Annotated in this window: 20 protein-coding genes; 4 read left to right on the forward strand and 16 right to left on the reverse strand. The window is 39.4% G+C overall.

Annotation, left to right across the window (positions count from 1 at the left end):
• Window positions 1-88 precede the first annotated feature (88 nt).
• Both FNK51_RS02665 and FNK51_RS02670 read right to left on the reverse strand, forming a co-directional pair.
• Complete coding sequence (locus FNK51_RS02665) at window positions 89-361, reverse strand: hypothetical protein (RefSeq protein ID WP_141992350.1); 273 nt, start codon at window positions 359-361, stop codon at window positions 89-91.
• Window positions 362-979: 618 nt separating this feature from the next.
• Window positions 980-2,968: an acyltransferase family protein gene (locus FNK51_RS02670; RefSeq protein ID WP_141992351.1), complete on the reverse strand. Its 1,989-nt coding sequence runs from the start codon at window positions 2,966-2,968 to the stop codon at window positions 980-982.
• Window positions 2,969-3,584: 616 nt separating this feature from the next.
• Here FNK51_RS02670 and FNK51_RS26345 point away from each other — a divergent pair.
• Both FNK51_RS26345 and FNK51_RS26350 read left to right on the forward strand, forming a co-directional pair.
• The gene (locus FNK51_RS26345) at window positions 3,585-3,749 is read left to right on the forward strand and encodes a hypothetical protein (RefSeq protein ID WP_179891000.1); all 165 of its coding nucleotides are present in this window, start codon (window positions 3,585-3,587) and stop codon (window positions 3,747-3,749) included.
• A gap of 13 nt (window positions 3,750-3,762) precedes the next feature.
• Window positions 3,763-3,912 carry a hypothetical protein gene (locus FNK51_RS26350; protein WP_181762158.1) on the forward strand — a complete coding sequence of 50 codons (150 nt, stop codon included), beginning with the start codon at window positions 3,763-3,765 and terminating at the stop codon, window positions 3,910-3,912.
• A gap of 47 nt (window positions 3,913-3,959) precedes the next feature.
• Here the strand turns inward: FNK51_RS26350 and FNK51_RS02675 are convergent, their stop codons facing one another.
• Window positions 3,960-6,152, reverse strand: a complete 2,193-nt coding sequence (locus FNK51_RS02675) for a DNA topoisomerase III (RefSeq protein ID WP_141992352.1) — start codon at window positions 6,150-6,152, stop codon at window positions 3,960-3,962.
• Between the two features lie 233 nt (window positions 6,153-6,385).
• On the opposite strand from FNK51_RS02675, the gene FNK51_RS02680 reads away from it, so the two are divergent.
• Window positions 6,386-7,936 (forward strand): ABC-F family ATP-binding cassette domain-containing protein, encoded by a 1,551-nt coding sequence (locus tag FNK51_RS02680; RefSeq protein ID WP_141992353.1) that lies wholly within the window; start codon window positions 6,386-6,388, stop codon window positions 7,934-7,936.
• A 111-nt stretch (window positions 7,937-8,047) separates the two neighbouring features.
• Here the strand turns inward: FNK51_RS02680 and FNK51_RS02685 are convergent, their stop codons facing one another.
• The 4 genes from FNK51_RS02685 to FNK51_RS02700 form a co-directional block, all read right to left on the reverse strand.
• Window positions 8,048-8,995 carry an ATP-grasp domain-containing protein gene (locus FNK51_RS02685; protein WP_063234229.1) on the reverse strand — a complete coding sequence of 316 codons (948 nt, stop codon included), beginning with the start codon at window positions 8,993-8,995 and terminating at the stop codon, window positions 8,048-8,050.
• A gap of 91 nt (window positions 8,996-9,086) precedes the next feature.
• Window positions 9,087-10,274 (reverse strand): class I SAM-dependent methyltransferase, encoded by a 1,188-nt coding sequence (locus FNK51_RS02690; protein WP_286178550.1) that lies wholly within the window; start codon window positions 10,272-10,274, stop codon window positions 9,087-9,089.
• Between the two features lie 33 nt (window positions 10,275-10,307).
• The gene (locus tag FNK51_RS02695) at window positions 10,308-11,216 is read right to left on the reverse strand and encodes a phosphotransferase (RefSeq protein WP_141992354.1); all 909 of its coding nucleotides are present in this window, start codon (window positions 11,214-11,216) and stop codon (window positions 10,308-10,310) included.
• 15 nt (window positions 11,217-11,231) lie between these two features.
• Complete coding sequence (locus FNK51_RS02700; protein ID WP_141992355.1) at window positions 11,232-12,929, reverse strand: DEAD/DEAH box helicase; 1,698 nt, start codon at window positions 12,927-12,929, stop codon at window positions 11,232-11,234.
• A 296-nt stretch (window positions 12,930-13,225) separates the two neighbouring features.
• Here FNK51_RS02700 and FNK51_RS02705 point away from each other — a divergent pair, with 296 nt between their 5' ends.
• Window positions 13,226-14,518 (forward strand): NCS2 family permease, encoded by a 1,293-nt coding sequence (locus FNK51_RS02705; RefSeq protein ID WP_141992356.1) that lies wholly within the window; start codon window positions 13,226-13,228, stop codon window positions 14,516-14,518.
• Between the two features lie 85 nt (window positions 14,519-14,603).
• On the opposite strand, the gene FNK51_RS02710 is transcribed toward FNK51_RS02705, so the two are convergent.
• The 9 genes from FNK51_RS02710 to FNK51_RS02750 form a co-directional block, all read right to left on the reverse strand.
• Window positions 14,604-15,140, reverse strand: coding sequence for a serine O-acetyltransferase (locus tag FNK51_RS02710; protein WP_141992357.1), 537 nt, complete (start codon window positions 15,138-15,140; stop codon window positions 14,604-14,606).
• Between the two features lie 10 nt (window positions 15,141-15,150).
• Entirely contained in the window at window positions 15,151-16,272 is a 1,122-nt protein-coding gene (locus tag FNK51_RS02715; protein WP_141992358.1) for a glycosyltransferase, read from the reverse strand.
• Window positions 16,269-17,552 (reverse strand): O-antigen polymerase, encoded by a 1,284-nt coding sequence (locus FNK51_RS02720; RefSeq protein WP_141992359.1) that lies wholly within the window; start codon window positions 17,550-17,552, stop codon window positions 16,269-16,271. The genes FNK51_RS02715 and FNK51_RS02720 overlap by 4 nt, the downstream gene beginning before the upstream one ends.
• A complete protein-coding gene (locus FNK51_RS02725; protein ID WP_141992360.1) occupies window positions 17,549-18,826 on the reverse strand; it encodes an oligosaccharide flippase family protein in 1,278 nt (425 codons plus the stop codon). Before FNK51_RS02725 ends, FNK51_RS02720 begins: the two co-directional genes overlap by 4 nt.
• 59 nt (window positions 18,827-18,885) lie before the next feature.
• Complete coding sequence (locus FNK51_RS02730) at window positions 18,886-19,596, reverse strand: WbqC family protein (RefSeq protein ID WP_141992361.1); 711 nt, start codon at window positions 19,594-19,596, stop codon at window positions 18,886-18,888.
• The gene (locus tag FNK51_RS02735; protein ID WP_179891001.1) at window positions 19,597-20,223 is read right to left on the reverse strand and encodes a PIG-L deacetylase family protein; all 627 of its coding nucleotides are present in this window, start codon (window positions 20,221-20,223) and stop codon (window positions 19,597-19,599) included.
• Window positions 20,223-21,200, reverse strand: coding sequence for a Gfo/Idh/MocA family protein (locus FNK51_RS02740; RefSeq protein ID WP_141992362.1), 978 nt, complete (start codon window positions 21,198-21,200; stop codon window positions 20,223-20,225). Before FNK51_RS02740 ends, FNK51_RS02735 begins: the two co-directional genes overlap by 1 nt.
• Complete coding sequence (locus tag FNK51_RS02745; protein WP_181762159.1) at window positions 21,190-22,314, reverse strand: DegT/DnrJ/EryC1/StrS family aminotransferase; 1,125 nt, start codon at window positions 22,312-22,314, stop codon at window positions 21,190-21,192. Before FNK51_RS02745 ends, FNK51_RS02740 begins: the two co-directional genes overlap by 11 nt.
• Before the next feature lie 93 nt (window positions 22,315-22,407).
• The gene (locus FNK51_RS02750) at window positions 22,408-23,580 is read right to left on the reverse strand and encodes a glycosyltransferase family 4 protein (RefSeq protein ID WP_181762160.1); all 1,173 of its coding nucleotides are present in this window, start codon (window positions 23,578-23,580) and stop codon (window positions 22,408-22,410) included.
• Window positions 23,581-23,671: the final 91 nt, after the last annotated feature.

Consider the following 23,671-nt stretch of genomic DNA (forward strand, 5'->3'; position numbering starts at 1 on the left):
ATCTTATGAATGGGTAAATGTGAATGATTGGGTCTTTATTTATTATTATATTCCTCATACGCTTTCTTCTGGCGATCATTGAAAGCTTTTACCCCTCTTTTTTAAAGTGGTCTTTAATTAGACCTGGATTTAATCCTAACTCTTTAGCAATCTGAGAAGTTGGAATTATGCCTTCGGTTTTAATATAGAACCAATTAAACCCTTGAATCAAAAAAATGACTATTACTGTACTTATAGGGATTAAAGCGACAAAGAAAAGAGTATCCATGATTTTCATATATTTTGTTTTGTTAGTAAATTTTTTTAATCCCTTTTTTAGCGGGTTTGGTGTTCTGGTTCTGGGTGGTAACATTGGTTCCATAATACTTTCTCCTTTATGAAAATTCATTTGTACAATTTCAAACCCATTTATTATATTTATTGGAAACAACCTTTATGTAAATTCAAATCAACAAATTTTACCAACAATACTTTCATAAGCAATATTAACATATTTTTCTTCACATCAAATCAAATATCCTTATGCCATGTCCATATACTTTTAAAATAATGCCTTGAATAAAAGTGATTAAAGATTATATAATAAAAGTCGGAAACATTGTTTCGGAAACGTCAGACACTTTTATTTAGTATTTACGCATGGTATACGGTAAAAGCATGGAAATTGCCGTTATAATACGATTTATAAACAGTCCAAGCCTACTTGTTAAGGAAACTGTAAAAAACAGTACCTCCTAAGCTGTAGGTCGTAGGTTCGACTCCTATCTGGGACGCTAATTAAAAACCCTGTTACAACGCGGTTCTTCCGTGTAGTAACAGGGTTTTTTCTGTGATTTATGTGGCGGTTGGACAAAGTAAACACTACTTCATCAATCCCTATAGATATAAAAAAATCTGAGCCCTGTAAAACACAGAACTCAGATTTTTTATATCAAGATAAGCAATATTATACTTGAAACAAATTACCCTTTAGCTATACTTACTTTTCAACTAAACCTATCTCGTTGATTTTTTCTTCAAAAATAGGTCCGAAACTTTCAGAATAAGTATTCGTTAAATGTCTATTATCACGGTAAATTATAACATTACCAATAATGGGCTGAAATTTACCGTTTACCTTGAAGTAATCTGTTAAGTCAATTTTATGCAATGATTTATTCTCTTTTTCAAATTGTCTCCAAAAGCTTTCGTCTTTCTGATTATCTACTGAATTCATTTTTTTTGTAGTTTCTTCTAGTCCATCTGTTTCTAATGATTCCAGTACATTAAAACTATATCTTGGATCATCACGAATCGCTAACACTTCAATACCATATTCATCTTTAACATACTGCAGCTGATCAACCATTTGTTGTTGTATTTTATTATTAGGCGTATCAGAAGCTGTGGCATGAGAAATGACAAGATCTACATCTGAATCCTTTAGATAATCGAGAACATTATTGACCCAGATACCTTTCAAATCATCATCCGCATAACCTGTTGAAAAACGTGTACCTGAACGAGTCATATTCAATACACGATAATTGTCATCTTTTGTTGCTTCTAAAATGGCACCTAACCAATGCTCTGAATGGGAACTGCCGATCAGGGCAATTGTAGCATCGTAATTTTCAGTTTCGCCATATTCCCCAATTTTCAAGTCACTTTCCTTTAACCCTTGGTTACTGCCGTCCAAATGCGCTTTTGGTAAATCATCAAAGACTTCAGAATATGATGGAATTGGTTCTTGATCAGGTATATCGTCAGGGTTTTTGACAGCTAACGCTCCTGGATAATTTTTATCGTTTATATTATTTTCCAGCTTATTTTGATCTATATATACCCCAATTAAAAGAGATGCAATCAAGAGTACATTCACACTGCCCATTATCCCGATTCTCTTGAATGAGAATTTATTATCTTTTGAGCTTCGGATTGGCTCTTCTATATATCGAGTCATTAAAAATGAAAGGGCAATTGATGAAATGATAATAAGAGTTCCGACGATGAATCCTGGAGTTTCCTGGACATTATAACGATAGAACTCCAATAATACCCAATGCCACAAGTAGATTCCAAATGCAATTCCACCTAGCTTCACCATTACAGGTGAACCTAAAAAGCGTTTGACACCAAATTTCGTATCGCTTGTGCCAGACAAAACAATGAATAATGCGCAGGTCATTGGCCATAAGGCAATATACCCCGGAAACATTTCAGATACATTGAATACTATTCCGGTTAAAATTAAACCGATTAATCCGAGCCACCCTATCACGGTAGCAATATATTTATTCACCTTGATTGATGATAAATTGATACAGAGCAAACTGCCTAAAGCAAATTCCCAAACACGTGTCATCGTAATGAAATAAGCCCATGGCTGATTGACAGAGGTTAAATATATTGAGTATATAAAAGAAGAAACAAATAATATCCCTAAAATAGTATTGATTAATGTTTTAACTTTAGTTAATTTATATTTTTTTATTAAAAATAAAATTAAAGTGAATATTAAAAACCAGATTATATAAAATTGTCCTTGTATGGACAAAGCCCAAAAGTGTTCAACCGGTGTTTTCATTTGGCTGGAATCTAAATAATCCGTGCTCGAAATAGCCAGTTGCCAGTTTTGGTAAAAAAACATTGAGGCAAATACTTCATGTATAGTTTTATCTAAAATTGATTTTGGTAATAAAAACCAACTTAAAGCCAGAACAATTGCAAGAATAAAAAATACAGAAGGAAGTAATCTTTTCATTAACTTTGTGACATATGGCCTAAAACGATATTCCCCTGTTCGATTAATTGTGGAAACAATTGAAGTGGTAATAAGAAAACCTGAAATTACAAAGAATACATCAACCCCGCCAGAAACACGATTTAACCATATATGATATACCGCTACCAGCAGTGCCGCAACAACGCGTAGCCCTTCGATCTCAGGTCTGAATTTACTCTCAATATTAATTAATGGTTGATTCATTTGATTCTATCTCCTACTTTTTCGTCATGCATACAATTTAAAATTATATCACTTTACAATAATGATTTGTCAATATAGTAGAAAAGGTTCTTTAATTTTCACGAGTTCGGAGCTTTTCCCAACTTATCAACCAGGCCCCCCTTACAGAAATTGTACGTTGCCTGGGTACGAAGCCCACTCGCTTTTACATTCATTGAAATAGAACGTTACTTTATAAGTCAGTCCACCAGGGGCAACGAAAACGTGGCATGCTCCAACTGACCGGGTTTGTTAAACTGTCAAACATAAGAACATCCCCGCACAAAAACGAACAATACAATTCAAACTGTTTAATAGTAAAAGGAAGTTTGATTTATTACATGGATTTCTGAATAAAATCATGTTTTTTTAAAAAATATATGTTTTAACCTGTCCCATCCGGGTATACAAATACTGTAAGACATTCTCACCAAAGGAGATGATGTGCATGATGAGTACAATCAGAAGCCAATGGAACAAAGAGAATGACGCAGCGGTGTTTAGTCCCGGTGATCAGCGTTAGAGTCAATTGAAGCGTTAGATGATAATCAAGTATGGGAATTACTAGTCTTCTCATCCAAAGGAGGAGGATACGATCATGAGTATTTACAGCCTATGGAATCCAGAGAATGATGAAGCAATTTTCAGTCCGGGTGATCAGAAGCCATTCAGTACACTCACACGAGTAGATTCGGATAAACACACACACACTGACAAAACACTTGAATATGAATTACATGGCACCGTACTGAATGAAATTTAACAGAAGCAGATATATGGAAAGGGATGGAGCACTCGCTCCATCCCTTTCTGCCGTCTTTTTCTTTTATATGAATTTCGCCACTTCATCAAGCGGCAACCTTGTTGTGATGGGCCTGCCGACAAGAAAAATTGCCCACACCTGCTCCTTGCAAATAAGCCCATAAAAAAGAGCCCTTTCACCATCGAGCTAAAGGTGAAGGACTCTTTTCTTTTATTTATCGAATTTCAGTTTGGCTAAGGCATCGGCCAATGCAGTATTGATCGGCTCTTCTTTATTTTGCTTTTTCATATAATTGGAGACTTCATTTTTGGATACTTTTTGATTTTTATTTTGCCCTCTTCGTTTATTGTAAGAAGAAAGTTTTTCGTGAAAACCGCATTTACAGGTGAATGTCTGTGCTTCTCCTTGACCGCGCATTTCCATCTTTTTGTGACATTGTGGGCATCTGGCATTTGTTACACGTGAAACACCTTTTTTGTGGCCACATTCACGATCTTGGCAGACAAGCATTTTTCCCTTTTTACTATTCACTTCAAGCATCAGCTTGCCACAATCGGGACATTTCGTACCTGACACGTTATCATGCTTGAATTTTTGGTCACTATTTTTGATTTCATGGACGATATTTTTGGCGTAAGCGCGCATATCGCCGATGAAAGCCTGTTTTGGCAGCTTTCCTTTTGCAATCGCGGTTAACTTTTGCTCCCATTGAGCTGTCAAAGCTGGAGATCGCAAGTCTTCAGGTGCCAATTGAAGAAGTTGTTTTCCTTTCGAGGTAACGTGAAGGCCCTTTCCCCTCTTCTCGATCAGGAAGCTATTGAACAGTTTTTCAATAACGTCAGCACGCGTTGCAACAGTACCGATCCCGCCAGTTTCACCCAGAGTCTTGATGAGTTCTTTGCTTTCCCCTGCCATGAAGCGAGCGGGATTCTCCATTGCCGAAAGAAGCGACCCTTCATTGAATGGTTCCGGCGGTTTCGTTTCACCTTCTGTTTGTTTCACAGCCGAAATAGTTAAACTGTCACCTTTTTGAACATTCGGAAGCAGTTGCTCAGCAAGGCCATCTTTAGCTTCTTCCTCATCGAATTGGTGATCATAGACTTCCTTCCATCCTGATTTCAGGACGACCTTCCCTTTTGCCATGAACGTCTCCTGCCCCATTTTTGCGGTGATGGTCGTTTGTTCATATTCAAAAGGTGGCATTAATACAGCAAGGAACCTTTTAACGACCAAATCATAGATTTTCGATTCTTTGTCGCTCAGTTTTCCCGGCAGCGGCGTTTGCTCAGTGGGGATGATTGCATGGTGATCAGTGACCTTGCTATCGTCCACGAACGATTTATTGGCCTTAATTGGGCTGCGCAGGATCCTTGATGCATACTGGGCATATGGTTTAATGCTGACAGCCTGTAATCTTTCTTTTAGCGTATCAACCAAATCCGTTGATAAAAAGCGTGAATCCGTTCTTGGATACGTCAAGACTTTATGGCTTTCATATAAGCGCTGCATGATCGATAACGTCTCTTTCGCCGAATAACCGAATTTCTTATTGGCGTCCCGTTGAAGTTCCGTTAAATCATATAAAGAAGGAGCAAAACTTTTCTTATGGGCTTTGTTCACTTCCACCACTTCTGCCTTTTTCCCCTTCACGGCTGAAAGAACCTTTTCTGCCTTGGCTTTATCAAATGTGCGGATATCTTTAGATTGGGCATCTTGCCAGATTAGGCGCAAATTGGATTCTGCAATTGCCGAAACGCCATAATATTTCTTAGGCTGGAATTGTTTTATTTCTTCTTCTTTTTTTGCAATCATCGCAAGTGTCGGCGTTTGGACGCGGCCGCAGGATAACTGGGCATTGTGCTTCGTAGTTAGAGCCCTTGTCGCGTTCATCCCAACGATCCAGTCCGCTTCTGCCCTTGCAACAGCAGAGGCAAATAGGTTTTCATACTCCTTGCCATCCTTCAGCTTTTTAAATCCATCTTTGATCGCTTTATCCGTTACAGAGGAAATCCAAAGCCTTTTAATCGGCTTCTTTACATTCGCTTTTTCGAGAATCCAGCGTGCAACGAGCTCCCCTTCGCGGCCTGCATCTGTTGCAATAATGACATCCTTGACATCATTGCGGTTCAATTGTGTTTTAACCGATTGGAACTGTTTGCCTGATTGCTTGATCACGACCAATTTCAAAGTAGGCGGCAACATGGGCAGGTCCTCAAGGCGCCAAGTTTTATATTTTTCATCATAAGATTCCGGATCTGCATGGGTGACCAAATGACCTAGTGCCCAAGTGACGATATACTGTTCGCCTTCAAAAAAGCCATTACCCTTTTTCCCGCAATTCAGGACTTTTGCTATATCTCTGCCGACCGAAGGTTTCTCGGCCAGTACGACTGTTTTACTCATAATAACATCCTTTCGCTTTTAAACTGGTTCCTCTATTATCTCATATAATTTATGACAGGGCGATAATGCACAGCATGGCATTGGATCCATTGGTTCAAATTAAAGGATTTCCCTTCGAGGGGCTCCCCGTACCCACATATATGTAAATTAATAGATTAGATAGCAATCCCGTGCAGTTTTTAGTATGATGAAACGTAGGGATTTTTTCAAATTAATTGGGAGGTTCAATATAAATGAGCTTACTTTCTATAGATAAATTAGCACACAGCTTTGGCGACCGTACCTTATTCAAGGATGTTTCCTTCCGCCTGATGGCCGGCGAACATGTTGGTCTAGTCGGGGCAAATGGTGTCGGGAAATCAACGATGATGAATATCATTACAGGGCAACTTATCCATGATGATGGCCGGGTGGAATGGACACCTGGTGTCGAATATGGCTATCTTGATCAACATACGATACTTTCAAAAGGTAAATCGATTCGCGACGTCTTAAGAGATGCATACTTACCTTTATTCGAGCAGGAAAAAGCACTGAATGAAGTAACAGAGAAAATGGGGGCGGCCACTCCAGAAGAACTTGAAGAACTCTTGGAACAAATGGGTGAGATTCAGGACAAGCTGGAAGCCGGCGGTTTTTACAATCTGGATATTAAAATTGAAGAAGCGGCACGCGGTTTAGGGTTGGATGCAATCGGTTTGGACCGTGATGTCTCTGCCCTAAGCGGTGGACAACGGACAAAGGTTTTACTAGCCAAGTTACTTTTGGAACAGCCTGAAGTACTGCTCCTTGATGAACCGACGAACTACTTGGATGTAGAGCATATCCGCTGGCTGAGCAGCTACTTAAAGGAATATCCTAATGCATTCTTATTAATTTCGCATGACACTGAGTTCATGAACGGCGTCGTCGATGTCATTTTCCATCTTGAATTTTCTAAACTGACCCGTTACACGGCAACTTATGAAAAATTCCTTGAGCTCGCTGAATTAAATAAAAACCAACATATTAACGCATATGAAAAACAGCGCGAATTCATTAAAAAGCAGGAAGATTTCATTGCAAAAAATAAAGCCCGCTACTCAACGACCGGTCGCGCAAAGAGCCGTCAAAAGCAATTGAATCGCATGGAACGTATAGATCGTCCAGAAACTGCAATGAAACCTACATTCGACTTTAAAGAATCACGTGCGAGCAGCCGTTATGTCTTTGAAGGTGAAGATATGGAAATCGGATATGACCGCCCATTGCTTCCGAAGTTGTCCATGACCATCGAACGGGGAGAAAAAATTGCCGTGGTCGGCTGTAATGGAGTTGGTAAATCCACTCTTTTAAAAACGATTTTAGGTAAAATTGATCCTCTAGGCGGCAAAAGATCACTTGGCGATTTCCTTTTTTCTTCTTATTTTGAACAGGAAGTGAAAGCAGGCAATACGACGCCGATAGATGAAGTATGGAATGCATTTCCGCATCTGGACCAACCCCAGGTACGTGCCATTCTTGCCCGTGTCGGTTTGAAAAACGAGCACATTACACGTCCGATGAGCCATTTAAGCGGTGGTGAACAATCAAAAGTACGCCTGTGCAAACTTATGCTTACCGAAAGCAATTGGCTGTTATTCGATGAGCCGACAAACCATTTGGATGTCGTTGCAAAAGAAGAACTAAAACGTGCATTGAAAGAGTATAAAGGAACGATTGTCCTCGTATGCCATGAACCTGATTTCTATGAAGATTGGGTTACCAAAGTATGGGATGTTGAGGAATGGTCGAACAATAATTAACTTGGTCTATTTAGAGGGTGCCCGCTTGAGACGGGGCACCTTCTTTTTATGTCAAAAAAGACTGAAATGGTTATAAAATCCCCCTTTCAGTCAGCATCACTTTTTATTATTTTATTTGTTCAAGTTTTGTTTCGCCAATTCGGATCCTAGAAACTTCGCTAATTCAAGCATGCCATATTGGCCTGCTGCTTCCTCAGCGTCACTGTTATAATTCGTATTGGTATTAATGTCATACGTGTAGATTTCACCATCGCTGTTACGAATGAATTCAATTCCTGCAATCGAAATTTCATTCGCTTTTAAAAACGCTTCATATTTTTCAATAATCGGATCATGAAAATCTTGCACAATTTGAAATTTTGGTTTTTCTTCTACCTCTTCACCGATCGGGCAGAACAAGTCACCAATTTGGCATGCATCTGCCGGACAAAGCTCGAAACCTTCGGATGTATCAACCTCTACCGCATAAATAAACTTGCCACCCACGAATTCACAACGGGTGATGAATGGCTCCGGTGCTTTTATGTATTCCTGAATTAATGTAATCCCATCAACTGGCTCATCGAATTCTGGACCTTCCACATAATGTTTCAATGCTTCTACTGAGTGAAATAATTGAACACCGAGTCCTTTACCTGCACGGTTATGTTTCGTGATAAACGAAGCTACATTTAATTTCTCTGCTGCCTTCATGATATTTTCCTTACCTACAGCTGCGATCGTTTTCGGAGTCTTAATTCCAGCCTTTGTCAGTGCCGTATATTGATTGACTTTGCTGACCTCTAAACGAAGCGCTCGTGACCCATTGAAGACTGTACGATTATGCTGTTCAAGCCACGCTAGCACAGATTCTGTCATTTCAGGCGCAAATCGGTGCCCACGAGTATGTGAGCTTGCACTCATACGGCTATAAAAAACGCCCTCTGGCGGTTCCTCTGTTAAATCCACCACACCCTGATCAAGATGCCATTCTTCATAGGGAAGTTCTAACTCATTCATTCTTTTGGTTAAATGGGCAGTCCATTCCTCATTTTCATGAATGATATAAATTTTACTCATAAAAGGTTCCTCCTGATTGTTTAAAATTTTATGTTTTTATCTGAGGCATAGAGACATCCTTTTTATATGCATAACACTTTTGACTGCATCCTTACACTCGTTCCGCCACCAAGGTAAAAGTTTTCGGAAGCCCAATATCATGGATTTTATGATTCGGTTCTTCCTCGAGCACTTTAATAACAAGCCCTGATTGACCTATTGACGTTATCAGTTCCCCAATTGTCCATTTACGCTGTACAACTCTTGAAAGGCTCCCTTTTTCCTCATCCGGCATATGCTTCGAAAAAGCGACCTCATTGTTTTCGATTGCCGGAGCGAAATAGTTGCCTGTTATTTTATGTTTTTTACCATTTGAAGTAATGAGCTTTGTTGAAATCGGGTGAAATTCATGCAGGACGAATCGGCCTCCAGGTTTCAGCATCTTTTTAATTTTTTCAAATAAAGGCTGCAGATCTATTAAGTAGTGAAGTACACCGAGCTCCATTAAAACCAAATCCTGATTCCCTAATTCATGCTCGGATGATAGTGAAAGGACATCCGAAACGATATACTCGATGGAGACATCGGCCCCACTTGCCAGCTCATTTGCAAACGTTGCATTTTCCTGGGAAAAATCAACGACTTTCACTTCAGCTCCCAATAGGGCGAGGGCAACTGCTTTAACACCGTTCGATCCCATCAAATGAGTGATTTTTTTACCTGATATTTCTCCCATATATTTATAAAAAGGGTGCAGTCTCCATTTGGGGTTTTGCTTGATTTTTGATGCCAATTCCACGGGATCTCCATAACGATTGACCAGCGCTAAATAATTATTCTGGTTCCACGCCTGTTCATTTTCCGCTGTGAACCCCTTCTGCTTGGCAGATAAGTAAGCATGTATCTCGGAACTGCACTTTCTCATTTCTTCGTCGTATAAATAACTGTATAACGACCTGCACCAAACCTCCATATCCCCCATCTTAATGGACAAACGATAAGGGTCCGTTTTAATGGTCGTATTAAACCGGCAGCGCACAGTGGCAGAAACCCCCTCGACATCCATTAGAAAGGAGGCAGTCTCAGGACTTCTTTCAGGCTTTGTTGGTGCGTATTCGGAAAAAAGATCTAAAGCCTCATTAAAGACATCCCATTGTACATCAATATCGATTTTCTTATACTCATCGATGTCCACTCCTTGCACGAACAGAGCGGATCGACCTGTATATTGGTATGGGATATTAGCTTGATCCAACATGTTCGCAATTAATGTGATTGAATGATAATAACTTACCTTCATATGAACCTCCTAAACATCAAAAGAACATGACAATTATTCTTCTATAGCAAATTTCAAACCCGTATTCGTAATGGCAACCAGCTCTTCATCATGGCGGTCTATGCCATAAACGAGTAATGTAACAAGCATGTATATTGCTCTGAACCGGGCTAAATTCTCTGTTTCCTTTTCGATTTCACCATAGATATCAAAAAAAACCCTGCGCACTTCTTTGGGGAAATAACTGTATAAAAAGGAGAAATCAATGGCTGGATTCCCGACATGAACATCTCCCCAATCAATGATACCCGCGAGAGCGCCTTCTTCATCGAGTAAAACATTCCGGATATGAATGTCTCCGTGAACGAGTGAAATCGGGTGCTGAACATCGAATTCACCTAAGGTTTCAACAAAATCCTTAACCGCATGCGCCTGTTCAAAGAATCCTAGCTTTAATAGATTCGAGACATTTTCCATTAGCGATTTCTTACGATAGGATACATCAAGCCTCATCATCCCATCAGGCTGCACACCTAAACGCATAGCCCTTTCCACAGGGAAACTGTGAAGGGCTTTCAAAAAATGAGCAAACCTTTTTGCCGATTCGGCCTTATTTGCCACTGATCCTGCTACAGGCAAGTGTCCCTTTACCATTTTATAACCGGTAAAAGGATACGGATACAGTGTACTTGGTTTCCCAAAAAAGATCGGTTCAGGGATAGCAAGCGGAAAAGTGCCTGCAATGGAAGGCAAAAGCTGACTTTCCACCTGAATCAACGTAACCGCAATAGGGCGGCGGGGGAAACGGAATACAAATTGCCCATTGATTTGTATGACCGTGTTATCGAAGCCCTCCCCAAGTTGCTTGATCTCTTTCAACTCAATTTCCGGAAACTGCAGCATGATCAATTTCCCCGCTAGCTCCAGCGAAACCGGATATTCTGCCAACCAAGGCTTTTCCACTCCCGTCTCCCCCTTTTACCGGTTTCTCCCTCTATTGGGGCTGCTGCCAGATCCACCTCTAAGATTACTTGGCCCTTGTGTACTGTTTGCTCTACGGCTGTCTCTTTGATCTCCTCGCGGATTGTCACGCTTTGGTCCACGGCTGTCTTCCGACCGGCCTACCCGCGGATTCTCTCGCTTTGGTCCGCGACTGTTTTCCATCCGGCCTCCCCGTGAATCCTCACGTTTAGGTCCGCGGCTGTTTTCCATCCGGCCTCCCCGTGAATCCTCACGCTTTGGTCCGCGGCTGTTTTCCATCCGGCCTCCCCGTGAATCCTCACGTTTAGGTCCGCGGCTGTTTTCCATCCGACCTCCCCGTGAATCCTCACGCTTTGGCCCGCGGCTGTTTTCCATCCGGCCTCCCCGTGGTTTCTCCCTCTCGAATTCACGATTATCCGCTTGATTTACAGAACGGTGACTGCCTCGATTCGGTCCTCTCGTATCTATCCGTTCCCGGTGTTTCCTTCCCCCGCCCGAACGCGGTCGGCGGGTACCCTCATCAGAAGAGTCTTCATAGCGTTTCCCTTTTTGCCTCACCTCATCGGGTTGGAACATTTTCACGCCTTCAATCGTCCTTCTTTCGATTTTCATGGAAATCCCTTTTTCAATCTCGCTTAAAAGCTGTAAATCCTTCGTTGCTATGAAAGTTACAGCCAAGCCATTCTCACCCGCCCGGCCCGTACGGCCAATTCGGTGGATGTAACTTTCTGCATCCTCGGGAACATCATAATTAAACACATGTGTCACGCCTTCTACATCGAGTCCTCGTGCGGCAACGTCCGTCGCCACTAAATATTGAAGCTTCGCGTCTCTGAAGTTTTTCATGACACGTTCCCGCTTTGCCTGTGAAAGGTCACCATGAAGCTCTTCAGAATTGAATCCAGCTGCTTTCAGGGCATCATTCAAAACCGAAACGCGACGTTTTGTACGGCAAAATATGATCGCAAGGTATGGCTGTTCTTCTTTGATCATGTTGATTAATGAAGACTGTTTGGCACGATCCGTGGTCTCGATGACAAGCTGCCTGATTTTCTCGACCGTTACTTGCTCAGCCTTCACAGCGGCAGTTAATGGTTTAGTCATATAGCGTTTGGCCAATTGATGCACCTGTTCAGGCATCGTCGCTGAAAAGAGCAGCGTTTGGCGCTCCTCTGGAAGCTGTCCCATGATTTCTTCGACCTCTGGTAAAAATCCAATATGTAGCATTTGATCAGCTTCGTCCAGCACGAGTGTTCCAGTTTGTGATAGATCGATGGTGCCTCTTCGTAAATGATCTAATAGCCTGCCTGGCGTGGCGACCACCACGGAGATGTTTCTTGTCAGCTTTTTCATTTGCTGCTCGACATCCTGTCCGCCATAAACTGCAAGCACTTGGAGTCCTTCAATTTCATTAGCGAATTTCTTCAGTTCAGCAGTGATTTGCAAAGCCAATTCCCTGGTTGGCGTAACGATCAGGGATTGTATGTGGGATGCAGCGGGATCTACTTTTTCCAGGATTGGCAGCAAAAATGCCAAAGTCTTTCCCGTCCCCGTTTGAGCCTTCGCGATGACATCCCTTCCAGCAAGGATATCTGGTATCGATTTCTCCTGGATCGGGGTAGGGGCGGTTATTCCTATTTGCTTTAATATCATGTTAATCGCCGGGCTGACGCCAAGGTCGATGAATTCTGTCATGTATGGGCCTACTTTCTGAATTTCTTCATTTAATTGACTGATAAATCCACTGAAATGGTAACAGCTTCCTTCAGTTAATGTCATATTCCTTAGTCTAAGCTAATTGTTAGTATATCATTATCTATTTTCGAGAAAACCTGTACCTTGAAATTTTTCATCCTATTGTACTTTAGTTGTTTTTCTAATATAATTTATAAGATTATCCAATCGAGCTACTTACTTTAAAATAAAGGGTAAGCATCTCATCCTTGTAGATTTGTGCAAGGATTTTTTGTATATAAAAAAGGAGTGACCGCATGTTTAAATTAAAAGAACGAAATTCAAATATTAAGACGGAAGTACTTGCGGGGCTTACAACTTTTTTAACTCTGGCTTATATCATCGTTGTAAACCCAATGATCCTTTCTGATGCCGGTGTTCCATTCGACCAGGCATTTACGGCAACCATAATCGCAATAATAATCGGTACCCTAAGCATGGCCCTATTAGCCAATTACCCTATTGTCATAGCACCGGCAATGGGATTGAATGCTTATTTTGCATACTCGGTATTGGGAACCCATGATATTTCATACACAGTTGCCTTCTCTGCAGTCTTTGTTACCGGTATCATCTTTATCCTTTTATCCCTAACCTCTTTCCGCTCTAAATTGATCGAGGCCATCCCTAATAACTTGAAGCATGCAATCAGTGCCGGAATCGGACTTTTCATCACCTTCATCGGACTTCGCTTGTCAGGTGTCGTAACACAGCATGAATCCAACCTGGTTACCCTTGGAAGCTTCAGGGATCCTAATGTGGCGCTTACATTGATTGGTTTGGTCATAACAATCGTGCTGATCGTTCGCAATGTGCAGGGAGCGATATTCATCGGAATGATCGTGACTGCCATAATCGCTTTCTTTACAGGCCAATTGGAAATTAACGGTCTGGTTTCCACCCCTTCATTACCTGAAGGGATTATCGTCGCCAATCCAATCACATCTATCGCCGATGTCATTAACTACGGCCTTTATGGCGTCGTCTTCTCCATTTTGCTTGTAATGCTTTTCGATACGACCGGTGCTTTATTAGGCATAGTCCGTCAAGCTGGATTGCTGAAGGATAATAAGCTTGAAAAATCCGGCAGTGCCTTCTTTGCAGATTCCATCGGCACTACTGTTGGTGCCATGTTCGGTACAAGCCCGACCGCTGCCTCAGTTGAATCATCAGCTGGTGTAGGAGCCGGCGGCAAGACAGGTTTAACCGCGTTGGTTGTGGCCATCCTTTTCTTAATGACCGCCTTCTTCAGCCCACTGATAGGAGCTGTCTCAAATGTAGCGGCAATCACGGCACCTAGCTTGATCATCGTCGGAAGCATGATGATTAAAAGCATTAATGAAATTGACTGGACACACTTTGACGAATCATTCCCAGCCTTTTTGGTCATTGTCGCCATGCCTTTAACATCAAGCATCGCCAACGGGATAGCACTCGGATTCATCTCCTATCCCATTTTAAAAATGGCAAGGGGCAAATTCCGGGAAGTGCATCCGTTCGTGTACATGTTTGCCGTTTTATTCCTTTACCAACTGATTTTCCTGGCTTGATCATTTCGTGAAGGACATCATGGGATAATAAAAAGGAGTGTTCAATTCATGTTAATTGAACACTCCTTTATTCGTTTACGTGCAATTAATTTATAACGCCATCCATCTTTTTACCTTTAATCACACTTGGTACTCCAACTGCCGTGCAATTATCGGGAACGGATGTCAAAACAACTGCATTTGCCCCCACTTTCGAATTCGTGCCAATTCGGATGCCACCGTGTATTTTAGCGCCATTTCCTATATACGCATAATCACAAACCTCAGGTGCCTTTTTACTTTCTTTATTTTGTCCTAAACTTACTTGATGCATAATCGTAACATGATCTCCTATTTTGCAATATGGGTTGATAAGAACGCCTTTAGCTCCATGGGGCAGACGTAAACCCTTGCCAATTTGACATTGCCCAGGAAATTCGCAATTCAGGAAAAGTCTTATGATTAACAAATCTACCATGCGGTACATAATCCATAATACTTGTTTTAAGATTGGAATGTTCACTTTATAGTAAATTATATTGCCTATCCGGTAAACAAACATGACGATTATTCCATGGATTCCGCCCAGTCTCCCCCAGTTATTAATAAATGACAATTTATTGAACCATTTAAATAAACCCATGATATGCCTCCTAAGAACATGATTTTAATTTATCGAACAGTGATCGCAGCTTTTCCTCTTCATTCTCCCAATTATATTCTTGTCCATATGCGGCCTTCCCCAGTTCACCCATTTTTGCGGCCTCCTCAGGGGATTCCATTAAATAAACAGCATTTTGAACGATTTCATCCATGTTTGCTACATCGACAGACACTCCACAGCGCCATTTATCCAGTACATCTTGAATAAGGAAATCAGAAACCATAAATGGGATGCCAGCAGCCATATATTCAAAGCACTTTGTTGTTTTACCACCAATGAAATTAGGATCAGGAACTAAAAATGCCATGCCTGCATGTGCTTTCTGGATGGATTCAAATGCTTTATCAAAAGCCATTACACCCTCTAGACTGATATAATCTTCTAAGCCGTTGTCAACTATGAACGTTTTCAATTTTTCGATGTATGCTTCACCGCCCGTTCCAATGATCTTCATGTGAAATACTTTCTTTAATTCTACTAATCTTTTTGCAAGATGAAGCATGGTTTCCCCGCCACGTATATCAGAGATGCTTCCTAAATAGATAAAGGTAAATACATCTTCTTTTTCTGTATTTTCTATCATTGAAAGAATTTTCGGGTAATTATAAACATCAACTGTTGGACAAGTTAAGAATCGATAATCATCTTTATACGTCATTTCTGCAAACACGACCCCGCTGCATGCCCTTAGCAATTGTTTCTCCGAATAACGATACATACTCAATGCAATTTCGGGGATTTTTTTTCTCATAAGGACCTTAGTTACGTTTTCATGCATGTCATAAACAATGACCGGATGATAACGGGGAATCCTTCTAATAATATTCATTAAAATCAGCAGCTCTGGATCATGAAACTGAATCACATCAGGTTTATCCTTCTTAATCTTCCGGTACAGAGCAATCCAATTTAATATACGTCCTTTTCTAGATCGCTTAGTTAACAGTTCAACTTCAATATTGTCTGGTATATTATCTGGGATCAGATTATTTTTAATAGCTATATGCTTCACCTTGTACTTTCCTGTTTCCCCGAGAGAAAAGGCTTGCCGAAAATAAATCCTGGTGTCATTCCATGGATGCACCGAACTGATATTATAAAATAACTTCATCTGTTATCTCCCTTTTGTGAATCTGACCCTAACATTAAATACATGATAACGAAAGTAAAAACCATCCCGCCTGTCACAAACGTTGTTGTAAGCGCAGTATCCGCTAAACACCATGCAGGTACAACAAACAGGATTATGCCAACGCCTTGCCACTTTTCATTTTGCGTCAGGCTATCATAAAGCCATAATATCGCCGCTAAGATCACTGTATAAATCAAGAATCCAAAATAACCGAAATTAGCAAAAGCATCGGCGAACATATTGGCATTGGCTGCCATTTCAGGTCGGCCAAAGTACTCTGTACCGATAATGTATGGCGGACTCTTGTCATAAACAGGATCTATGAATTTTTCAAAAATACTGTACGACAGCAAGGCTTTTGGATGGATTGAAAAGAAGTCTACATAATAGGTTGTCAGCAACCCCGGCGTGACGATCATCCTTCTGGCAAATAAATTGGATAAATATGCCTGACCAAGGATAACATCCAGAATAATGCTGATGCCCAACAACAAGCAAAGACTTACACAAAAAAGGATGGAGAAGTTCCTTCCCTTCTTCCGAAAAGCAATAAATACAACAATTAATAATCCAGTTGATAACAGAGTGGACTTCAATCCATTGACGGTGTATAAAAGGTATTGCAGCGCTAGTCCGATAAACACATAGGTATATTTTTTTTTGCATAAGCCAATGGTCACGATAAATGGATTACATACTTTTGCAAGCCACTGTATAATATAGCCTGCAAGAGGGGTCAATTTTGTTCGAAAGGTTAATCTCTTATCATAGATATCCTCGGAGTTTATGGGAGGCTTTAGACTAATTCCACCCGAAACCTTGAAGATGTAAAGAAAAAAAATGAATAATGTTATAACGAAAATAACTTTTAATAGACCGATATTAATACTAGGAGGGTTAACCTTCATGGCTGGCAATCTATTAACATTTCCGATGATAAGTAAACAAAAAAACAAAAGGACATTCGTATATATATAATCAGGCTTTAGCGAAAATAAATAATTCGGGACCCATACTACCGGTATATAGACAATAAAATACAAAATCCAGAAAACGAGTTCCGACGGCTTATCCAGATCCTTTTTTATGAATATGGCTGGCAATATAATAAAAAACATGGAAATTACTATCATGATTGCACTTGGATGTTGTCGATATATAAATCCCATATAAGCATATTCAGGGGAAATAAAGTAAACGTAGGAAATATCCAATAAGCAGACGTATATTCCTATCAGACCCATTTGAATCAGCTTCATTTTTTTAGGTTATCCTCTCGATCTATGGAATGTATCGCCCTATAGCCAAGGAGAGCAAAAAAGTAGTAACTGGCCCCCATACAAATGCTAAAGTATAAAATGGCTGTTTCAGCCGATCCCCCTGAAATGAAAATGACCAGTACTCCAATGGTTGACAGTAACAGCCTTGAAACATCCCATAAAAGCTGAGTCTGTTGTTTTTTGATTATATACAGTATTTGGGAAATCGGCATGACATTCACTTGGCCTATAAACATGATTGACATCAACGTCACATATTCACCGGAAACACGCCACTCTTCCCCAAAAACAAAACTGAAGAGCCCTGGGGCAATCCAAGCTAACAGTATCAATGACGGTATGCCTATCATCGCTAACTTAGTAAGAATGCTTCTATATAATTTCAAAACCCTTCCAGGATCATTTGTAATGCTTTTTACCACTTCGGCATAGAATACCGCTGAAATACTTGCTCCCACCAACGTAATGGGCATACCTACCGTTTTTGAAGCCATGGAAAAATGACCCGTCACTTCTGGTCCGTATAGACGCATTAATAACAAAAATATGATTTGCATAGATAAAGAGCTTAATAGTGTTGACCACGTGGAGTATTTGGCGAAATCCTCATACTTTTTAAACAAATACCGGATTCTTCTATAGTTCACTTTTGGCCAATGCATTTGCTTTAAGAAAAATCGCCAAATGTACGCAAAGGTTATTCCCCGTCCAATTATATCTCCTGCAGTTAAACCCATTCCTGGAGAAAGGTGATTAATGGACGTAAGCGAGAACTGACTAATAACATTGCTAATCGATTGAAGTAGTTTAGAATGGAATATTCCTTTAAACTTATCTTCTTTCACCAACCAGTGAATCAACACTTGGTATATCCCTGCAAAAAATAGACCACTTGAAAGCAAAAGGTCATTCATAATAGTCGTCTTAATCCCGTAAAGATGAAATAACGACAGATTAAAAAGGCTCAAAATCAAATTCAGCATACAAACAACGGCAATCGTAAACATGCTAATGTAAATCAAGTGAAACGTATTCTTATGGTTTTTTTCTAAAGGAATCGCCTTTTCTAAACAAAGAGATGAAAATGACATGAGAATGGCCAAAAGGGACGTATAGGTTGAAAACACACCAAAATCTTCTGGTTTATATATTCTTGTCAGTATGGGAGAACTTGCAAATAGAATAAGCTGTGCAATTGAATTGCCTGTTAATAATAAAAGGATTTTATTTATAAATTCATTTTTTATTTTCATATTCTCAAACCACGCCGCATCTCTATTTTTCTATACTCATTTACATTTTTCAGATTAGCCTAATTTATTCGTTCAGTTAACGTTTCTTTTATATGATCCGCCGGATAGTGCATGATCCAGTCAAGAATCGATAAATTTTTTACACATTCTGTCTCATTTTTCACATAATAGACAGGATGAATGAAATTTTGATAGACGAGATCGATTCCTTCTTTACGAAACAATTCTTCTTCCAAGTAATCCTTTCCGCTTTTCCCGCTTAAATAGCATGTACCATCGGTTTGCTTAAGCAGGCTGACTAATCTCTCTGTTTTTCCAAAGGATGTATTAAAATCAGTGGAAAGGTGTGTTTCTCCTTCATAGTTTAAGTAATTTAAGATCAATTCAATTAAATGAATATTTAAATCGACTAATAAAGCGTGTTGTTTTTGATATGCTTCTTCCAACAGCGGGAAAAAATCTTGAAAGTGGCGAGTTTTTTTATAAACTTGCGAAATTTGCTTCAAATGATTCCTTTTCCATTTTTGATTTGGGGAATGATAACTGATTAATTTTTCATGTAACATTTCAGGTTTTTTTTGAAGCGGTACAGTTAGCCTTGACTTTTTTCCATCAGCACCTAGAATATATGTCTTATTTTGAAAATTACTTGAAGAGTATTTCACATCAGACAAATATATAAAAACATCCGATTGGAAAACCTTATGAATCAAACCAATCCAGGGCAAGTAATTAGGCTGGTGAATTGCGACTATCTTCTTTTTTTCCACCTACAAAACCTCTTTTGAAAAAATTAATAGGAATGTCTCCGCGTATTTACAATTCACTTGGGAGCCCCTCCAACTGCCGATATGCTCCGCATTCACTAAATAGTGCCCCATATAACCGGTTAGCTGTGATTGGAACATGGTAATCATTTGTTTTTTATCTTCCATGAACTCTGTAATATCACTATAAATATTCGGGAGAAATTGATTGGCAGCGATGTTATTGTTTTGGTTGATTTGTTCGAATTCATATAGGGTAAATTGTTTTTTCCTAAAACAGCTTCTTACCACCTTTGATAATTTTTGATGATCTTGGTGACTGTCATTCATCCAATGTGTATAGACTTCGTCTGGATTCATCTTTTCAATGATATTGTCGAGCTCTTTTATTAATTTATGAAGAGGAATATCCTCAACGTTATTACCCTCACAGTAATTAGAAAACTGTACCTCATATCCGAAATTCTTTGATGACTCTATTGCCTCTTGTTTCCTGACCTCGATATTCGAAGGGATGGAAAATATGATGTTGATAATGTAATGTCCTTGGTTCAATAGCTTACGAATGGTACCGCCCATACTAATTTCCGCATCATCCGGATGTGCTGTTACTAGCAATATTTTTTTCATCATGTTCCTCCATTTAAAGCTTGTTCAATGATAGATATCGCTTTAAGTGTAATGCTCTTTTGTTCCCTGTAAGCTGTTTCATTTTTCATTAAAATCCATTCTGAAAATTCAGTGATTTCATAAAGCAAACTATTATCACTAATAGGTTCACTAATCATTTCTTCAATGTCATTAATGATACTGCGGTAACTGATGGTGCGGATATCGTATAACGAGTGAAAACGCAAAGTTCCGTTCTCTCCGTAAATTTCCGATATTGAATCATTCGTTAAGTTAATTTTCGAAATCAACATGGTTACTTTATAATCTTTATATTCAAAAATGCACGTGCCGCCTAAATCAATGTTTTTTACGATCAGCTGTTTAAAATAAAAACTTTTAAGGGGAGCACCAAATAATTGAATGGCCGCATAAATAGGATAAATTCCAATTGTTCTTAATGTGCCGCCACCATGATTTTCATCGAAAAGTGGAGCTTTTTCTCCTTTCAATAAGGCCGAATACTGCTTGGAATAGTTTTGGTACTTTAGGGTTGCCCCATGAATTTTCCCTATTTTTTTTATGGCATTCTTTAAAATTTGAAAGTTGGGTTCATAAATAGATCTCACCGCCTCAAACACAAAAACATTTTGTTTTTCTGCAGCATCGAAAACTCGATTGGCTTGATCGGCTGTCATGAATGCCGTTTTCTCCACAATGACGTTCTTTCCATGCTCAATGGCTGCCATCGCTTGTTCATAATGGGAAGCATTTGGAGTGGCTATATAAACAGTATCCAGCTCATCATCTTCAAAAACTTCATTCAGTGATCCATAAACTTTAGAAACTCCTTTTTCTTTTGCAAGCTCCTTGGCAAAATGGAATCTTCTCCCCCAAATTCCCATCACCTCTCCATTTGAACTTTCATTAATGGCATCAATCATTGCACAACCTATTGGACCTGACCCCACCACTCCAATCCTATTTTTAACAACCATGTTCCACTGCCTGTTTACATTTCGCTACAATGTATTTCAGATCCTCATCAGACAAATCCAAGTGACATGGTAACGTGAAATGAGATTCACGAAATCTATCGGCATTCGGGAGAGATGCAAGGGGATATTCCTCTAGCAATGTGGGCTGTAAATGTAATGGGACCCCATAACAATGCCCGGTGCTTATATGACCCTCTTTTAAATGCTTTTTAAATGTTTCGCATTGCTCTTTGCTTTTAGACATGACGATAATTTTATAAAATGAAGATTCATTGTGGTCAGATGAAGCTTGGAAGTAAAGACCGTGTACTTGAAAAGTATCATTCAATTGTTCTTTATAGAAACTGAAGATTTCCTGCCTGACCCGGATCATGCCATAAGCTTCCTGAACTTGCAGATAACCCAGCAATGCATTGAATTCGCTGAGAAGCATGTCACCGGATAATACTTGATTGACTGCACCATTTTCATTCCCATGGTGCCTTAACAACTCACAGTATTTGATTAACTCTATATCATCCGATGTAATGACACCGCCTGTGGCACTTGTAACAATTTTAGTGGGGTACATTGAAAAAACCCCGGCAAACCCAATTGTCCCGGCATTATATCCATTTATAGCGGCACCAAAAGCATGTGAAGCATCTTCGATTAGATAAAGATCATTCTCATCACAAAACTCTTTAATCTCAAAGATGTTATCAGGGATCTTTCCAGCAATATACGTAATTAGGACAACTTTCGTTTTGGGAGTCACGGCGCTCTTCAGGCTATTTAAATCCAAATTGAAATCCTCTAAATTGATGTCACAAAGAACGACCCTTCCTTTCGCATTTTTCACCGCATATACTGGGGAAATAAACGTATTGCTTGGCATGATCACTTCTTTGCCTTCAACATCTAGATACTTTAAAATGATTTCAATGGCTGCCGTTGCACTGGAAAGTGCGACAGCATACTTAGAATTACTGTATTGTCTGACGCTTTCTTCAAATTTCCGGGTATAATCACCTAAAATTAACCTGCCAGAATCCAAAATGTGCTCAATGTTCTTGAGGTATTCCCGTTTTACCCAACCTGTTATCACTGGCTTTGTATTTACGATAGTCTCCATAGAACTCCATCCTTTTTCCAAAATCAGATCTTTCATTACACGTTAAGTAAGAGGCATACAAATAAATCAAATTTTTGAAAGACCCATGACTATTCAATGATTATTAACAACCAAATCCGACAGTGTTCTCTCTAGCTTTGAAATCAATTTGGTTTTCTCATAATTTAGGGTTAAACGCTTTATATTTCCTTGTATTTTCAGATACATTTGTTTGTCACTTTTCATTGATTTTACATACTCTATCATCTTTGATCGTTCACTATATTCAAAACCGTGACCTGCATCATATTTTGTCATAACCCCATGTTGCCAGCCTTTATAGTTTATTAATGTCGGTTTCCCGGCTGCCCAAAAATCAAAAAGTTTATTTTGACTATTCCTATCCAATATTTCATTATTCCGTACAAAACACAGACCTATATGAGATACGGCCATTAATAAGTACGCTTCTTTTTTAGATACCTGATCCAAGAAAATGACGTTGTTTAATTTTTTGCTCTCTTTCACTTGAATTAAGCGCTCTTTTTCCTTTCCATCCCCTACAATTAGATAGACGATATCGGGGTCATCAGTCTTTCCGGCAAGCTGTAAAATATAATCGATATTATTGATAAATCCTAATGTACCCGCATATAAACAGATAAACTTCGCTTTCAAACCTAATTTTTCCAATGCTTCTTCTTTATCCTTGGAACAAATCCGTGAAAAATAGTCTATATCCGCAAAGTTAGTAACCGTCGAAATCTTTTCTTGTTTAACTCCTTTTTTCAATAAATCTTCTTTCATTCCAGGCGAAAGCACGATGATTTTATCAGCTGCAGAATAAATCATGCTTTCCAGCTTCAATAAAATTCTCTTTAACCATTCATGTCTGATGATTCCCAGCTCAATAGGTATATCTGGCCATAAATCCCTTACTTCAAACACAAATTCGCTGCGCTTCACCTTAGCAAGAAGCATACCTATCAACCCAATCGTCAAAGGGGTCGAGGAAGCATAAACAACGTCTACCCCTTTCTCCTTCACCCCAATAAAAAAACTCTTATACATATAATGAATAAACGATAATAATCTTTTGAGGTAACTATACTCTTGTTTATATTTAGTTTTGGTTGATATGATCTTTATTCCCTCACGCGAATCTATTGTATTTCCGGTGATGATGGTGACTTTATTATTTTTAGAGACTAAAAATTTAGCTATTTCATAAGATCTGGTACTGCCTTTATCGGTATTGAAATATTGATGCAAATAAAGAACCTTCACTTTATCACCTCCTCTTTTACCCAATATGATTCAATTGGATTTACAGCTGAATGCTGTGCCTATTGCTTTCCCCAGAAAACAAATGTAACAC

Source organism: Bacillus sp. B4EP4a (assembly GCF_006680105.1).
In the GTDB taxonomy this organism is placed as follows: Bacteria; Bacillota; Bacilli; order Bacillales; family DSM-1321; genus Peribacillus; species Peribacillus simplex_E.

What these genes read in the sequence shown, in the direction of transcription:
- FNK51_RS02665 (WP_141992350.1), bottom strand. Translation starts at nt 361, where the DNA reads ATGGAACCAATGTTACCACCCAGAACCAGAACACCAAACCCGCTAAAA.
- FNK51_RS02670 (WP_141992351.1), bottom strand. Translation starts at nt 2,968, where the DNA reads ATGAATCAACCATTAATTAATATTGAGAGTAAATTCAGACCTGAGATC.
- FNK51_RS26345 (WP_179891000.1), top strand. Translation starts at nt 3,585, where the DNA reads ATGAGTATTTACAGCCTATGGAATCCAGAGAATGATGAAGCAATTTTC.
- FNK51_RS26350 (WP_181762158.1), top strand. Translation starts at nt 3,763, where the DNA reads ATGGAAAGGGATGGAGCACTCGCTCCATCCCTTTCTGCCGTCTTTTTC.
- FNK51_RS02675 (WP_141992352.1), bottom strand. Translation starts at nt 6,152, where the DNA reads ATGAGTAAAACAGTCGTACTGGCCGAGAAACCTTCGGTCGGCAGAGAT.
- FNK51_RS02680 (WP_141992353.1), top strand. Translation starts at nt 6,386, where the DNA reads ATGAGCTTACTTTCTATAGATAAATTAGCACACAGCTTTGGCGACCGT.
- FNK51_RS02685 (WP_063234229.1), bottom strand. Translation starts at nt 8,995, where the DNA reads ATGAGTAAAATTTATATCATTCATGAAAATGAGGAATGGACTGCCCAT.
- FNK51_RS02690 (WP_286178550.1), bottom strand. Translation starts at nt 10,274, where the DNA reads ATGAAGGTAAGTTATTATCATTCAATCACATTAATTGCGAACATGTTG.
- FNK51_RS02700 (WP_141992355.1), bottom strand. Translation starts at nt 12,929, where the DNA reads ATGACAGAATTCATCGACCTTGGCGTCAGCCCGGCGATTAACATGATA.
- FNK51_RS02705 (WP_141992356.1), top strand. Translation starts at nt 13,226, where the DNA reads ATGTTTAAATTAAAAGAACGAAATTCAAATATTAAGACGGAAGTACTT.
- FNK51_RS02710 (WP_141992357.1), bottom strand. Translation starts at nt 15,140, where the DNA reads ATGGGTTTATTTAAATGGTTCAATAAATTGTCATTTATTAATAACTGG.
- FNK51_RS02715 (WP_141992358.1), bottom strand. Translation starts at nt 16,272, where the DNA reads ATGAAGTTATTTTATAATATCAGTTCGGTGCATCCATGGAATGACACC.
- FNK51_RS02720 (WP_141992359.1), bottom strand. Translation starts at nt 17,552, where the DNA reads ATGAAGCTGATTCAAATGGGTCTGATAGGAATATACGTCTGCTTATTG.
- FNK51_RS02725 (WP_141992360.1), bottom strand. Translation starts at nt 18,826, where the DNA reads ATGAAAATAAAAAATGAATTTATAAATAAAATCCTTTTATTATTAACA.
- FNK51_RS02735 (WP_179891001.1), bottom strand. Translation starts at nt 20,223, where the DNA reads ATGAAAAAAATATTGCTAGTAACAGCACATCCGGATGATGCGGAAATT.
- FNK51_RS02740 (WP_141992362.1), bottom strand. Translation starts at nt 21,200, where the DNA reads ATGGTTGTTAAAAATAGGATTGGAGTGGTGGGGTCAGGTCCAATAGGT.
- FNK51_RS02745 (WP_181762159.1), bottom strand. Translation starts at nt 22,314, where the DNA reads ATGGAGACTATCGTAAATACAAAGCCAGTGATAACAGGTTGGGTAAAA.